Here is a 14,987-nt window from a genome sequence, read left to right as displayed (position 1 = left end):
AATGTCGGTTTCGTGACGCCGTGCAACGCGGCCGTTAACCGGAGCGACATATGCCGCACGTATCGTGGTCGGCGGGGAGGAGGTGACGGCCATGAGAGAAGCACAGGTGAGTCTCGAACAGCTGCGCAGAGAAGCAGCGGACGAGCTCGCGACCGTCATCGAGATCAAGTGCCGGCAGGGGGAGGATCCGTGGGAGTTCCTTCCGGATCTGCCGAGCGTCGACGAGCAGGTGGTCGCCACCATCCGTGCGGAGCGCCTGGCCGATGGGCGTCTGAGCCGGGAGCGGGCGCGGGCGCACCACCCCACCGCGCCGGCCGGCGCTGCCGAGGCGTTCGAGTACGGGCTGCTGCGGGCGATCGCGCTCGAGCACCCCGACCTTTCGACCGCGGTCTGGTCGGTGCTCGCTCGTCTGCCGCACGCGGCCTAGGGGTATCTCAGCCGTGCGCGCGCAGGGGCTGACGCGTCTCGCGGGCCGCCGCGTGCACGTTCTCCGGCCGCTCGAGCCCGAGGTGGTCGCGCAGCGTGGTTCCGTCGTACTCCGAGCGGAACAGGCCCCGGCGCACCAACTCCGGCACGACGAGGCCGGTGAACGCCTCGAACTGCTCCCCCAGGTACGCGCTCAGCACGTTGAAGCCGTCGACGGCACCCGCCTCGAACCAGTCCTGCAGTCGATCGGCGACGACCGCGGGTGACCCGACGATGGCGGCCGAGGGCACCAGGTGGGTGACCAGCAGGTGCCGTAGCGTGACGGGTCGCTCGGCGTCGCCGACGCGGCGGCCCGTGCGCTCGGCGACCGTGGCGATGAGGCGCTGCCCCACGTCGCTGAAGCGCGCAGCCAGTCGGCGCGTGACCTCCGTGTCGAGCGGCTGCGGTCCCAGCGCGACTCCGACCGCCTGGGAGAGCGTGCGGATGCCGCGGCCGGCCAGCAGCTCGGCAGGCAGCGGCGACGCGCCGTCGTCGACCGGCACGAGACGGAGGAGCTCGTCGAAGATCGCCCATGCCTGCTCCCGGGAGCCGGCGACAACGGGCAGCACCGGCGTGATGACGCGCAGCTGCGTCGCATCCCGGCCGGCAGCACTCGCCTGGGCACGCAATTGGCTGCTCAGTTGCACGGCCTCCTCGAGCGTGGGCACGGCCACGAGCGCCAGATCGGCGGATGCGGCGGCCAACTGCCGGGAACGGAGCGAGGTTCCCGCGTGCACGAGCGGCAACTGGCCCTGCGGCGGCCGCACGACGTTCAGCGCACCCGCGACCTGCACATGCTCTCCCCGGAAGTCCGCGGAATGCAGCTTCGCCGGATCGATGAGCTCTCCGCCGACGCGGTCGCGCACGAAGGCGTCGTCCTCCCAGCTGTCCCAGAGCAGACGCAGCGCCTGGATGAACTCCTCCGCCTGGTCGTAGCGGTGCTCGTTGCCCCAGTGCTCGTCACGACCGTGGTTGGCCGCCGCCCGTGGCTCGGCGCCCGTCACGAGGTTGAGCCCTGCCCGGCCACCGCTCAGCAGGTCGACGGATGCCGTGGTGCGCGCCAGCGTGTACGGGTCGCTGTAGGTCGTGTTCGCCGTGGCGATCAGGCCGATGCGCTTCGTGATGCCGGCGAGGTAGGTCACGGCGCTGATCGGGTCGATGCGGGCGAGCAGGTAGGGGTCGCGCACCTCGAGGTCGTGCCCGGTGGCCAGCCAGTCGCCGAAGAAGAGGTAGTCGAGATGCGCCTGCTCCGCGAGCTTGGCCGTGCGGCGCAGCACGGCGGGGTCGCGGCGCGGATCGTTGTGCGCGCCGGGGTACCGCCAGCCCGAGGGGTAGGCGCCCAGGGCACGGAACATCGCTCCGAGGATGAGGTGCTCTCGTCTGCTCATGCTGCGACGCTAGGTAACCGCAGCCGGGGCCGCGACCGTATTACGCCCGTGCGTTCACACGCGGAAACCGGGCGTAACCTCGGCGATCGATGCTTGACGAGGCCGTCCGCTCAGGCGACGCAGCCGAAGCGCACGGAGGCCTCGTGCGGGCTCGCCCACTCCGGCCGGTGCCGGGCGTCGTCGACGGGCGCCCACTCGCCGTCGGCCGCACGCTCGTAGCGCCACGCCGGCCCGGTCGCGATGATGGCGCCGAGAGCGGCGAGCAGGGCATCCGCATCCGCCCGCGTCGAGCCGACGCCGAAGCTCGCGCGCAGGGCGGGCGCGTCGATGCCGAGGCGGGCGAGCAGTGGATGCGCGCAGAACAGGCCGTCGCGCAGGCCGATGCCGTGCTCGGCCGAGAGGGCGGCGGCGACGAGGCCGGAGGGAAGGCCATCGATGACGAACGAGACCACGCCGACGGCGCCCGTGCTGTCGTCGAAGATGCGCAGCACGCGCACTCCGGGCAGGGCAGCCAGGCCGGTGGCGAGGTGCTCGCGAAGCGCCGCGTCGTGGGCGGACCATTCGTCCGGGTCGAGCCGGCCGAGCTCCTGCAACGCCCGCGCGAGGGTCGCCGCACCGAGCACGTTGGGTGATCCCGCCTCGTGGCGGGCGGGCGTCGGATGCCACTGGGCGCCGTGCACCGTCACGTTCGAGACGGCGCCGCCGCCCGCGAGATAGGGAGGGGCCGCGTCGAGCCAGTCACGACGGCCGACGAGGGCGCCGGCTCCGAAGGGCGCGTAGGCCTTGTGCCCCGAGAACGACAGGTAGTCGATGCCGGTCGCCTGGAGGTCGACGAGGCGGTGCGGCACCAGTTGGGCGCCGTCGACCGCGAGCCGGGCGCCGTGCCGGTGGGCGATCGTCGCGATCTCGGGCAGCGGGAGTACCTCGCCGGTCACGTTGCTGGCACCCGTCACGGTCACGAGCGCGGCCGGGCGGGCGGCCAGTTCGGCCTCCAGCCGTGACAGCGTCTCGGCGAGGGTGTCCGCCGAAGCCACGATGCGCGAGCGCCGCCCCTGCCAGGGCAGCAGGTTCGCATGGTGCTCGATGTCGAGCAGGACCGTCTCGCCCGGAACCGCCGAGGCGAGCAGGCCCAGCGCATCCGTCGTGTTGCGGGTGAATACCACGACATCGTCGGGGCGGGCGCCGACGTGATCGGCGACGATGCGCCGGGCGTTCTCGTAGGTCGAGGTGCTCACCTGCGAGGCGTACCCCGCACCGCGATGCACGCTCGCGTAGAGGGGCAGCAACTCCGCGAGGTGATCGGCGACGGACACGAGCGCGGGCGCGCTGGCCGCGTAATCGAGGTTGACGGCGCGCGTCTCGCCGCCCGTCACGAGTGGCACGCGCAGCTCCCCGCCCACGACCGGCAGGAGAGCGCGATCGGCCCGCGGCACCGTGATCACCAGGTGCCGACGTACGGCGAGACGTCCGCGTCGGCGACGAAGCGGGCGCGGATGATCGGCAGGCCGCGGCTGATGGCCTGTTCGATGCGCTCGTCGAGCGCCGGGTTGCTGACGCGGTAGTCGGTGAAGTCCGAGTCCTTCGCGTAGACCCCGAGGGGCAGCGTGAGGGCCTGGAAGAACGAGAACAGCGGGCGGAACTGGTGGTCGATGATGAGCGCGTGCCGGTCACTGCCGCCCGTCGCGGCCAGCAGCACCGGCTTGTCGATGAGCGCGTACTGCCCGACGAAGTCGAACACGTGCTTGAACAGCCCGGTGAAGCTCGCTCGGTAGACCGGGCTGGCCACGACGAGCAGGTCCGCATTCTCGATGGCGCGAAGCTGTTGCTCGGCGGCGGGCGGCAGCTCGTCCCGCGTGAGGGCACCTGCGAAGGCCCTTCCGTCTTGGGCGAGCTCGATCACGTGCGCACGAACCTGCACCGCTCCCTCGAGGGTCGCCTCGAGCACCCGGATGATCTCGTGCACGAGTGAGGTCGTCTTCGAGGGCGCCTGCAGGCTGCCCGAGACGGCGACGACGTTCAGAATGCTGCTCATGCCAGCGACGCTAGGCTCCGCTCGGCCGGTGCGCGAGGGCGCCAGCAACACGGCGTAAGAGTCGAAACATGCCGTAAGAAACGGCACCCTGCGCTCCGACTTGCTAGAGGGCAGACGCCTCGGTGACCGGAAGACGGCAGGTGAACTGCTCGCAGAGGTAGGCGGCGGCTCGGCCCTCGCGGCTCGTGCGCGCCTCGAGCAGCTCGAAGCCGGCATCCGCCCACTGCTGTGCCTGTGCGTCGGTGACGATCGTGACGACGGATGCGGTGCGCCTGCGACTGGCGGCGACGAGCGGGTCATGCGCCGGCGTCACCTCGGAGAGCACGGTCACGAGCTGGGTCACGGGAGCGGCAAGACGGCGCATGGTCGCGAGCGCGCCGCCGAAGGCGAGGGGGACACGCAGGGCGTCCTGCCCGAGGGGGGCGAGCGCCGCTTCGGCGGCATCGCGGTAGCGGCGATCGCCGGTGAGCAGGTAGAGGCGGTAGGCGGCATCCGCGCAGGCGCTGATTCCCGATGGGTAGGCACCCTCGCTGGGATCGGCCGCGAGCGCGATGCCGTTGGCCACGAGCACGGGATCGGCTCCGCCGGGCATCGTGAACGCGCCGGCATCGTCGGACTCGGTCAGCGTCGCGTCGATGAGTCCCCGCGCGGCCTCGGCGTAGCGCACGTCGCCCGTCGCGGTGCCGAGCGCGACGAGTCCGCCCGCGAGCATGCCGTAGTCCTCGAGCGTGGCCACCGCATCCGAGGCCCGGCCGTCGAGGGAGGCGCGCACCAGGCGGTCATCGAGCACGTGTCGCTCGAGAAGGTCGTCGGCCGCGCGCCGGGCAGCCTGCAGCCAGTCGGGCCGGTCGAATGCGAATCCGGCGCGTGCCAGCGCGGCGATCGCCAGGCCGTTCCAGCCGCTGAGCACCTTGCGGTCCAGCGCGGGCGGCTTCTGCCGGCTTCGGGCCTCCTCGTCGAGCCGGTAGTAGCCACCCTCCGTGCGGGCGCCGTCGACGACGCTCTCGGAGTCCTGTCCGCTCGCGAAGCCGCCGCTCGGCAGCTGCAGGACGCCGGTCAGGAACCGTGCGATCCCGTCGGCGACCAGACCCGCCCACTCCCGACCCGGGTCGGCCAGCCAGGCGGCGGTGTAGTCCTCGAGCAGCAGGGCGTTGTCGTAGAGCATCCGCTCGTAGTGCGGGTCGGTCCAGTCGCGCCGGGTGGCGTAGCGGAAGAAGCCCCCTTCGACGCTGTCGCGCAGCCCGGATGCGCCGAGCCCCTTGAGGGTGCGGGCGGCGAGCGCGTCGCCCTCTCCCCCGAGCTCGAGCAGGAAACCGAGCACCGTCGCCACCGGGAACTTGGGCTCGTCGCCGAAGCCGCCGTACTGGCGGTCCTCCTGCTCTGCGAGCATCGCGCCCGCCGCCTCGAGCGCGGCGACGTCGGGCAGCCCGGCTCCCTCGCCCGCGCGCACGGAAGCCGTGGCGATGGCCTGCCCGATCGCCTCGGCCTGCGTGGTGAGCTCGTCGCGTCGGTTCGCCCAGGCATCGGTCACCGCACCGAGCACCCGCAGGAACTCGGGTGTGTTGCCGACGGGACGCGGCGGAAAGTAGGTGCCGGCGAAGAAGGTGAGCCCGGCCGGTGTCGCGAAGATCGACAGCGGCCAGCCGAGGTTGCGGGTGAACACGCCCGCCGCCGTGATGTAGCTCGCGTCGACGTCGGGATGCTCCTCGCGGTCGACCTTGATGCTCACGAAGTTGTCGTTAAGGTAGGCCGCGACCACAGGGTCGCTGAAGCTTTCGCGCGCCATCACGTGGCACCAGTGGCAGGTGGCGTAGCCGATGGAGATGAACACCGGCACGTCGCGCCGGCGGGCCTCGGCGAACGCATCCGCGCCCCACGGCCACCAGTCGACGGGGTTGTCGGCGTGCTGCAGCAGGTAGGGGGACGCGGATGCGGCGAGGCGGTTCACGCGCTCACTCGACCTCGTCGGGATGCGCGCTGACGCGACCGCCGCGCTCGAGGGCACTGATGGCGGCCACCTCGTCGTCGGTGAGCTCGAAGTCGAAGATGTCGAAGTTCTCGGCCATGCGTTCCCGCGAGTTGGACTTGGGGAAGACGATGTTGCCGGTCTGGATGTGCCAGCGCAGCACCGCCTGGGCGGGCGACTTGCCGTGCGCGGCAGCGGCATCCGCCACCGCCGGCTCCTCGAACAGCGGATACTTGCCCTGGCCGAGGGGACCCCACGCCTCGATGTGGATGCCGTGCTCACGTGCGAACGCGGTGGTCTCGAGCTGCTGGTGCGCGGGGTGCAGCTCGATCTGGTCGACGGCGGGCACGATCTCGGTCTCGCCGAGCAGTCGCTCGAGGTGGTGCGCGAGGAAGTTGCTGACGCCGATGGAGCGCGCCCGGCCGGAGGCCTTGATCTCCTCGAGGGCCTTCCAGCTCTCGACGTAGCGGTCCTTGCTCGGCACCGGCCAGTGGATGAGGTAGAGGTCGACGTAGTCGAGTCCCAGTCGGTCCAGGCTCTTGTCGAACGCCTTGTGCGCGGAAGAGCCGCCCTGGTCGTCGTTCCACAGCTTCGTCGTGATGAAGAGCTCCTCGCGCGCGATGCCCGAGTCGGCGATCGCCCGGCCCACGCCCTTCTCATTGCCGTAGATGCGGGCGGTGTCGAGGTGGCGGTATCCCACCTCGAGGGCATCGGTGACGACGCGCTCGGTCTCAGCGGGATCGACGCGGAAGACGCCGAAGCCGAGCTGGGGAATGGTGTTGCCGTCGTTGAGCGTGAGCGTGGGAACTGTCATGCCCCCATCCTGCTCCTCTCGCGCAGCGCGCGAACCGGGGTTGCGCTCGGCGCGAAATCAGCGGTAACGCCGGCCCTCGTCGCGCCGGAACAGCACGAGCGCGAGCAGGAAGGTCGCCAGCGTCCACGACAGCACCCCGATCCACACCCACGGGGCAAGGTCTCCGCCCTGCACCGCCCAGATGACGAGTTCGCGCGCCTGCCGCGACGGCGTGAAGGTCGAGAGAGTGTTCAGCCAGTCGGCGAACAGCAGCGGCGGCAGGAACAGCCCGCCGATGAAGGCCAGGGCGAACATGACCACCTGCACCACGGCGATCGCGGCCTTGGCGGGCATCGCGTAGCCGATGCTGATGCCGATGAACATGAACGGCAGCGCGCCGACCGCGAGAGCGACCAGCCCGGCGAGAACGTGCAACGGCGACGCCTGGGCGGCGGTGAAGAGGGCGCCGAGCACGATCACGGGGATGATGGCGGCGAGCCCCAGGCCTCCGGTGGAGACGACCTGGGCGAGCACGCGCGCGACTCCGGGCGCGGGCAAGGTGCGCAGGTAGGGGTCCCACGGCTTCTCGCGGTTCTCCGCGATGGTGAGGCCGAAGCTGAACAGCGCGTTCGACATGACGGCGAACACGCTGAGCGAGATGACCGCCTGCGTGGCGTAGAGCGCGTTCTCGGCCACCACCCGCTGCGGGATGACGAAGAACAGCAGGGCCAGCGCCGGGAACACGAGCGAGCCGATGAGCGCGATCGGGATGCGCGCCGTCTCGATGAGGTTGTACTTGGCGTGGGTGAGGGTGAGCCCGAAGGTGCTCATCGCGACATCTCCTCGATCTCGGGTGCTGTCTGGGGTGCGGCGGGGGCTGTCGCGTTCTCGGTGAGCCCGAGGAAGGCCTCCTCGAGGGTCGCCCGCCGCACCGCCAGGTCGGAGAACGGGATGCCGGAGCGCACGATGTCGACGATCAGCCGGTCGGCATCCGTCACCGAGAAGGTCGTGGCGCCGTCGTCACCGATCTCGGAACGCGCGACGCCCTGCAGTTCGCTGACGCGCTGCTGAAGCGGCGTGCGCAGGCGCACCTGGCTGAGCCCGACACGGGCGACGACGGCATCGAGCGTGTCGTCGGCGACGACCTGCCCGCCCGTGATGACCAGCACGCGTTCGGCGAGGGCCTCGATCTCCTCGAGATAGTGACTGGTGATGACGACGGTCGCGCCCGCCTCGTGCTGGCGCCGCACGGCATCCCAGAGAGCTCGGCGGCCCTCGACATCGAGCCCGGTCGTCGGCTCGTCGAGCAGCACGAGTTCTGGGCGCCCCACGAAGGCGAGCGCGACGGAGAGCCGGCGCTTCTGCCCTCCGGAGAGCGAGCCGGTCTGGCGGCGCAGCAGCGACTCGAGGCCGAACTCCTCGGCGAGCGCGGCCGTCGGCATCCGGTTCTCGAAGTGCGCGCCGACATAGTCGATCACCTCTGAGACCCGCAGGGTCGGCGGCAGAGCGGACTCCTGCGGCGTGGAGCCGAGCCGCTGCCGATTGCGATAGTCGCGCGGCGAACCGCCGAACAGCAGCACCTCGCCACTGCTCGGCCGGCGCAGGCCGGTGAGCAGGGAGAGCACCGTCGTCTTGCCCGCGCCGTTGGGACCGAGAAGGCCGACGATGCTTCCGGGCCGGATGTCGATGCTCACGTCGTCGAGCGCCACCACCTCGCCGAAGCGGCGGGTGACGCTGTGCAGCGATGCCAGGCTCATGATGTGCTCCCCAGGAGCGCGCGCAGCGCGTCCATGTAGTCCTCGAAGGCGCGCCGGCCGATGCGGCTGAGCGCGACGTAGGTGACCGGCGTGCGGCCGGTGAAGGTCTTGGTGACCTCGGCGTAGCCGGCCTCCTCGAGCTTGCGCAGGTGGGTCGACAGGTTTCCGGCGGTCATGTCGAGCAACTCCTGCAGTCGCGGGAAGGTGATGCTGTCCCCCTCGCCCAGTGTCGCGAGGGCCGCGGTGATGCGCAGTCGCGCCTGCGCATGGATGACGGGGTCGAGGTCAGGCACGACGCATCCCCTTGGCGGGGGCACCACGGGCGATGCGGATCCAGGCCGCGAGAGCACCGAGAAGGAAGACGCCGCCGCCGGCGACGGCGAAGATGAGGTAGTTCGCGGGGTAGCCGAAGAAGGGCGCGACCGCCGCGACGAGCGCGAACCAGCCGCCGAGCACGATCATCGACCAGGTGTGCCAGATGCCCCCCGCGAGGATGTACATGATGCCCACGAAGGCCGCCGAGGCCGTCGGGTAGTAGATGCTGCTGAGCGACGGGTCCATGCCGTTGACCTGCAGGGCCGCTCCGAAGGCGAAGATCACGACGAAGCCGATCGTCCACGTGGAGCCGTAGACGGCTCCGGTGAAGGCGGCATCCGGCGCCGTGCGGATGCCGCGACCGCTGCGCACCCCGAGGATGGCCGTGGCGATGAGTGCGGCGAGGTTGAGAGCGGCGAAGACGACCGCCGCCACCGGCCAGGGAACCGAGAATGCCGGGCGTGCTCCGTCGATGAGCCACAGCATCCCGAAGCCGACGGTCCAGGCGACGCCCCATGCGAACAGGATCCACGGCACGAGAGAGGCCAGCTGGCGGGCGATGTCGCGCTGCTGATCGTTCAGCAGTGCGAGCGCGGCGGCGGGGTCCAGGGCCTCGTCATCGGAAGCGTTGATCGCGTTCATGACTACTTTGTACCGCAAACCACTTTGCTGAGTCAACAGTTTTGTCGCCCGATCTTTCGCCCACTTGCCACTTTTTGCGATTTCCCCGCGCGCGAAGCCGCAAGAAGTGGCAAGTCGACCCCGACGCGGTCCATTGGCAGCGTCAGTGGGCGCGATTAAGCTCGCACCATGACGGAGCACGACGAGGCCTCCGCAGAGGCAGTCCATCCGACGCCGCCGGCCAACGGCATGCGCACCTTCATCCAGGTGCTCGTCAACACGATGCTCGCCAACGTGACCACGAGCTTCCTGTGGTTCGCCCTCACGTTCTGGGTCTACCTCCAGACGCGGTCCGTGCTCGCCACGGGCATCATCGGCGGAGCGTACATGCTCCTCATCGCCGCGTTCGGAATCCTGTTCGGAACCATCGTGGACCGCCATCGCAAGCATGCCGTGATGGTGGCCTCGAGCGTCATCCCGCTCGTGGCGTTCGCGATCGCCGGCGTGCTCTACCTCCTCCATCCGGAATCCGAGCTGCTCGACCTCGGCGATATCTGGTTCTGGCTGTTCTCCGCCATCATCCTGCTCGGGTCGGTGGCCGAGAACATGCGCAACATCGCGCTCTCCACCACGGTGACGCTGCTCGTGCCGGTCGAGAGGCACGCCAACGCCAACGGGTTGGTGGGCACCGTGCAGGGGCTGGCCTTCATGGTGACGAGCGTCTTCAGTGGGCTCTCCGTCGGTCTGCTCGGCATGGGCTGGACCCTCGTGATCGCCATCGGGGCCACGCTCGCCGCGCTCATCCACATCCTCTTCCTCCGGATCCCCGAGGAACGCCCAGTGCCCGCGGAGGGCGAACGGCCGGCGATGTTCGACCTGCGCGGCAGCATCGCAGCCATCCGATCCATCCCCGGACTGTTCACCCTCATCCTGTTCACCACGCTCAACAACCTCATCGGTGGTGTCTACATGGCACTCATGGATCCTTACGGGCTCACGCTGTTTCCCGTCGAGGTCTGGGGAATCGTGCTGGGCGTCACGTCGACGGGCTTCCTCATCGGCGGCCTCGTCGTGGCCAAGTGGGGACTCGGACGCAATCCGGTGCGGACGATGCTGCTCGCCGTCGCGGGCATGGGCGTGCTCGGTGCGGTCTTCACCCTGCGCGAGTGGTGGTGGCTCTACGCGCTCGGCATCTGGGTGTACATGGTCATCATCCCGGTCGTGGAGGCGGCCGAGCAGACCGTGATCCAGAAGGTGGTGACGTTCCGCCGGCAGGGACGGGTGTTCGGTCTCGCACAGACCCTCGAGGCCGCCGCGGCACCGATCACCTCGTTCGCGATCGCGCCCATCGCGCAGTTCTGGATCATCCCGTACATGAACTCCGACGAGGGCAAGGCCGCATGGGGCTGGTTGCTCGGCGACGGTGAGGCGCGCGGGATCGCGCTCGTCTTCCTCTTCGCGGGAATCGCCCTCCTGGTGCTCGCGCTGGCGGCGTTCGGCACTCGGGCCTATCGCCTGCTCTCGACGCGCCTCGCGGAGGCACCCCCGACCGAAGCGGACCCGCCCACCGAGGCGGCGGAGTTCACCCTCGGTCGCTGAGCCGACGACGAACGCTGCTTCGAGTGGGGAGACGAAGAACGGCTCACGCCCCGGACAAGTCAACGGATCGTGAGCCGATGCCCTCAGCGTGAGGGCTGTTCTTTACGTGCAGTGTACGCCTCAATCCGCTCATTCGGCGGTTTACGATGGAGGGCTATGCCTGAGACCGTCGCCCCCGAGATCCCGGCGATCTCCTATCCCCCCGAGCTGCCCGTCAGCCGGATGCGGGACGAGATCGCCGCGACCATCCGCGACAACCAGGTGGTCATCATCGCCGGCGCCACAGGATCGGGCAAGACCACCCAGCTGCCCAAGATCTGCCTCGAGCTCGGCCGCACGAGCATCGGCCACACGCAGCCGCGCCGCCTGGCCGCCCGCACCATCGCCGAGCGCGTCGCCGAGGAACTCGGCAGCGAGCTCGGCGCCCTCGTCGGCTACCAGGTGCGCTTCACCGACAAGGCCTCGGCCGAGACCCGCATCAAGCTGATGACCGACGGCATCCTGCTCAACGAGATGCACCACGACCGCCTGCTGCGCCGCTACGACACCATCATCATCGACGAGGCCCACGAGCGCAGCCTCAACATCGACTTCCTGCTCGGGTACCTGAAGACGCTGCTGCCCAAGCGCCCCGACCTCAAGGTCATCGTGACATCGGCGACCATCGACCCCGAGAGCTTCGCGGCGCACTTCTCGGATGCCGATGGCACGCCCGCGCCCATCATCGAGGTGTCGGGGCGTACCTATCCCGTCGAGGTCCGGTACCGGCCGCTCGTTGCCGACGCCGGTCCGTCGACGGGTTCAGGGAACGAGGAGAACGACGACGAGGGCGCGGCGGTCGAGGACAAGGACTACCTGCAGGGCATCCTCGATGCCCTCGACGAGCTCGCGCGCGAGTCCAGCGGCGACGTGCTCGTCTTCCTCTCGGGCGAGAACGAGATCCGGGATGCCGAGGAGGCGGTCCGCGGCCACTATTCCGGCGGCCCTTCGACGGGCTCAGGGAGCACCACCGAGGTGCTCCCCCTCTACGGCCGGCTCTCCTCCGCCGACCAGCATCGGGTCTTCGAGCCCTCGAAGGTGGCCGGCGTCCGTCGCCGCATCGTGCTCGCCACGAACGTGGCCGAGACGAGCCTCACCGTCCCCGGCATCCGCTACGTCGTGGATGCGGGTACGGCCCGCATCAGCCGGTACAGCGTGCGGTCGAAGGTGCAGCGCCTGCCCATCGAGGCGATCTCGCAGGCCTCGGCGAACCAACGCTCCGGCCGCTCGGGCCGCACGAGTGCGGGCATCGCGATCCGGCTGTACTCCGAGGAGGACTTCGCCCGACGCCCCGAGTTCACCGAGCCCGAGATCCTGCGCACGAACCTCGCCGCCGTCATCCTGCAGATGATCTCGCTCGGCCTGGGCGCGATCGAGGCCTTCCCGTTCCTCACCCCGCCCGACCCGCGGGGCATCAAGGACGGCATGGACCTGCTGCGCGAACTGAACGCGCTCGAGGGCGAGCGGCTCAGCCGGGTCGGTCACCAGCTCTCGCGGTTGCCGATCGATCCCCGCTTCGGCCGCATGGTGATCGAGTCGAAGGCGCAGGGGGTCAGCCGCGACGTGCTCGCCATCGTCGCCGGGCTCACCATTCAGGACCCGCGCGAGCGCCCGCTCGAACGACGGGCGCAGGCCGACGAGCTGCACGCCCGCTTCGTCGATCCGACGAGCGATTTCCTCACCCTGCTGAATCTCTGGAATCACCTCGAGACCCAGCAGCGGGAGCTCTCCTCGAGCGCCTTCCGGAGGCTGTGCAAGAGCGAGTTCCTCAACTACCTGCGCGTGCGCGAGTGGCAGGATGTGCACCGCCAGCTTCGCCAGCTGGCCAAGCCGCTGAACCTGCACCTGGCCGCCACCGGCGAACCCAATCCCGACGGCATCCATCGCGCCCTGCTCTCGGGGCTGCTCTCTCACATCGGAATCAAGGACGAGCGCGCCCGCCAGCAGGCGGCATCCGGGCGCCGGCCCTTCACGGAGTACCTCGGCGCCCGCGGCACGCGCTTCGTGATCTTCCCGGGATCGGCACTCGTGAAGAAGCAGCCCGACGCCCTCATGAGCGCGGAGCTCGTCGAGACGGCTCGGCTGTTCGCGCGCATGAATGCTGCGATCGACCCGGCCTGGGCGGAACCGCTCGCCGGGTCGCTCGCCAAGCGCAACTACAGCGAGCCGCACTGGGAGAAGAAGCAGGGTGCCGTGGTCGCGTACGAGCGCGTCACCCTCTACGGCGTGCCGATCGTTCCCAAGCGCCGGGTGCAGTTCGCGCGCATCGAACCGGCGTACGCCCGCGAACTCTTCATCCGCCATGCCCTCGTGGAAGGCGAGTGGGACTCCCAGCAGGCCTTCGACCGCGCCAACCGCGCGTTACGCAAGGAACTCGCCGCCCTCGAGGAACGCACCCGCCGCCGCGACATCCTCTTCGACGACGAGGCCGTCTTCGCGTTCTACGACCACCGCATTCCCGCAGACGTATATTCCACGCGCACCTTCGAGGGCTGGTGGCGGCGAGCACGCAACGAGACGCCCGACCTGCTCACGATGACGCCCGAGACGCTCGCGCCCGAGGATGCGGTGACCGTCGACGAAGACGCCTATCCCGCCTACTGGCAGCAGGGCGACCAGCGCTACGGCCTGCGGTATCGGTTCGAGCCGGGCGCTCCCGACGACGGCGTGACGGCGCTCATCCCGCTCGCCCTGCTCGCCCGGGTGAGCCGGGTGGGCTTCGACTGGCAGGTCCCTGGCCTGCGCACCGAACTGATCGCGGCGATGATCAAGGCGCTCCCCAAGGTCATCCGCCGGCACGTCGTTCCCGCGAACGACTGGGCGGCGAAGATCGCGGATGCTCTTCCCGTCGCTCCCAACGGCAGCCCGTTCGCCGAGACCGTCGCCGAGGTCATCGCCCGCCTCAGCTACACCCCCGTGTCCGCCGCAGACGTCGACCTGGACCGCGTGCCCCCGCACCTTCGGGTCACCTTCCGCGTGGTCGACGAGAGGGGGCGCACCCTGGCCGACGGCAAAGACCTGCGCGCCCTGCAGGCGCAGCTCTCGGACAGGGCGCGGGATGCCGTCGCTCGCACCTTCGAAGCCCGGCCTGACGCACCGCGCGGCCCACGACGCACGGACGCCCCGGCCTTCCCGGAGCGCACCGGGCTGAAGTCCTGGGACGTCGACGAACTGCCGCAGCATGTCGACACCCGTGTCGGAGGCAACCTCATCCGCGCCTATCCCGCCATCGTCGATGAGGGAGCGACGGTCGGCGTCCGCCTGCTCGCGACCGCCCAGGAGCAGGCCGCCGCGATGCCGGGCGGCATCCGCCGCTTGCTGGCGCTCGCGGTGGCCAACCCGTCGACGTACGTGCAGCAGCACCTCACGAACGCCGAGAAGCTCGCCCTCGCGGCCAGCCCCTATCGCTCGACCGGCACGCTCTTCGATGACGCCCTGCTCGCGTGCATCGACGACGTGCTCTATCGCGTCGCTCCGAGCGGCGCGTTCTTCACGCGCAAGGAATTCGAGACCACCCGCGACCGGGTCTCCGCAGTTCTCATGGACACGATGTTCGAGACGATCGGCCTCGTCGGACGCACGCTGAGCGCCGCCCGCGACGTGGAGCGCGCCATCAAGCAGGGCACGAGCATGCAGACCATCACCGCCGTGACGGATGCGCGCGAGCAGCTCGCCGGACTGGTCTTCGACGGCTTCATCTCCACGACCGGCCTCGATCGGCTGCGACACCTGCCCCGCTACCTCGCCGGAATCACCTCGCGCCTGACCAAGCTCGCCGAGAACCCGCAGCGCGATCAGGTCTGGATGCGAGAGGTGCAGCAGGTCACCGAGCGCTACGTCGAGGCCGGTGGCACGGTCCCCATCGACAGCCACGCCTCTCCTGCTCTCGTGAAGGCGCGCTGGATGATCGAGGAACTGCGGGTCAGCCTGTTCGCACAGGAGCTCGGCACGGCCGAGACGGTCTCCGCACAGCGCATCCTCAAGGCCCTGCGAGGCTGAGCACCCGCGGCAA

General features: G+C 70.0%; 12 protein-coding genes. 3 read left to right on the top strand and 9 right to left on the bottom strand.

What is annotated here, in order from left to right:
• Positions 1 to 91: 91 nt before the first annotated feature.
• Entirely contained in the window at positions 92 to 427 is a 336-nt protein-coding gene (locus WDJ51_RS10340) for a hypothetical protein (RefSeq protein WP_337852378.1), read from the top strand.
• Positions 428 to 434: 7 nt separating this feature from the next.
• On the opposite strand, the gene WDJ51_RS10335 is transcribed toward WDJ51_RS10340, so the two are convergent.
• The 9 genes from WDJ51_RS10335 to WDJ51_RS10295 form a co-directional block, all read right to left on the bottom strand.
• Positions 435 to 1,853 (bottom strand): NtaA/DmoA family FMN-dependent monooxygenase, encoded by a 1,419-nt coding sequence (locus WDJ51_RS10335; protein WP_337852377.1) that lies wholly within the window; start codon positions 1,851 to 1,853, stop codon positions 435 to 437.
• A gap of 110 nt (positions 1,854 to 1,963) precedes the next feature.
• Positions 1,964 to 3,235, bottom strand: a complete 1,272-nt coding sequence (locus WDJ51_RS10330; RefSeq protein WP_337852376.1) for an aminotransferase class V-fold PLP-dependent enzyme — start codon at positions 3,233 to 3,235, stop codon at positions 1,964 to 1,966.
• Positions 3,236 to 3,291: 56 nt separating this feature from the next.
• On the bottom strand, positions 3,292 to 3,885 hold the full coding sequence (gene msuE, locus WDJ51_RS10325) for an FMN reductase (RefSeq protein WP_337852375.1): 594 nt from the start codon (positions 3,883 to 3,885) through the stop codon (positions 3,292 to 3,294).
• 103 nt (positions 3,886 to 3,988) lie between these two features.
• Positions 3,989 to 5,833 carry a thioredoxin domain-containing protein gene (locus tag WDJ51_RS10320; RefSeq protein WP_337852374.1) on the bottom strand — a complete coding sequence of 615 codons (1,845 nt, stop codon included), beginning with the start codon at positions 5,831 to 5,833 and terminating at the stop codon, positions 3,989 to 3,991.
• A gap of 4 nt (positions 5,834 to 5,837) precedes the next feature.
• On the bottom strand, positions 5,838 to 6,665 hold the full coding sequence (locus tag WDJ51_RS10315) for an aldo/keto reductase (RefSeq protein WP_337852373.1): 828 nt from the start codon (positions 6,663 to 6,665) through the stop codon (positions 5,838 to 5,840).
• Between the two features lie 57 nt (positions 6,666 to 6,722).
• Positions 6,723 to 7,475 carry an ABC transporter permease gene (locus WDJ51_RS10310; protein WP_337852372.1) on the bottom strand — a complete coding sequence of 251 codons (753 nt, stop codon included), beginning with the start codon at positions 7,473 to 7,475 and terminating at the stop codon, positions 6,723 to 6,725.
• Complete coding sequence (locus WDJ51_RS10305; protein WP_337852371.1) at positions 7,472 to 8,401, bottom strand: ABC transporter ATP-binding protein; 930 nt, start codon at positions 8,399 to 8,401, stop codon at positions 7,472 to 7,474. The genes WDJ51_RS10310 and WDJ51_RS10305 overlap by 4 nt, the downstream gene beginning before the upstream one ends.
• Complete coding sequence (locus tag WDJ51_RS10300) at positions 8,398 to 8,694, bottom strand: transcriptional regulator (protein WP_337852370.1); 297 nt, start codon at positions 8,692 to 8,694, stop codon at positions 8,398 to 8,400. Before WDJ51_RS10300 ends, WDJ51_RS10305 begins: the two co-directional genes overlap by 4 nt.
• Positions 8,687 to 9,358, bottom strand: coding sequence for a hypothetical protein (locus WDJ51_RS10295; RefSeq protein WP_337852369.1), 672 nt, complete (start codon positions 9,356 to 9,358; stop codon positions 8,687 to 8,689). Before WDJ51_RS10295 ends, WDJ51_RS10300 begins: the two co-directional genes overlap by 8 nt.
• A 168-nt stretch (positions 9,359 to 9,526) precedes the next feature.
• On the opposite strand from WDJ51_RS10295, the gene WDJ51_RS10290 reads away from it, so the two are divergent.
• Both WDJ51_RS10290 and hrpA read left to right on the top strand, forming a co-directional pair.
• Positions 9,527 to 10,936, top strand: a complete 1,410-nt coding sequence (locus tag WDJ51_RS10290) for an MFS transporter (RefSeq protein ID WP_337852368.1) — start codon at positions 9,527 to 9,529, stop codon at positions 10,934 to 10,936.
• Positions 10,937 to 11,092: 156 nt separating this feature from the next.
• The gene (gene hrpA, locus WDJ51_RS10285; RefSeq protein ID WP_337852367.1) at positions 11,093 to 14,974 is read left to right on the top strand and encodes an ATP-dependent RNA helicase HrpA; all 3,882 of its coding nucleotides are present in this window, start codon (positions 11,093 to 11,095) and stop codon (positions 14,972 to 14,974) included.
• Positions 14,975 to 14,987 lie beyond the last annotated feature (13 nt).

Source organism: Rathayibacter sp. YIM 133350 (assembly GCF_037404875.1).
GTDB lineage: Bacteria > Actinomycetota > Actinomycetes > Actinomycetales > Microbacteriaceae > Orlajensenia.
The sequence above is the reverse complement of the archived record's forward strand: the minus strand, read 5'-3'. Positions and strand labels throughout refer to the sequence as shown.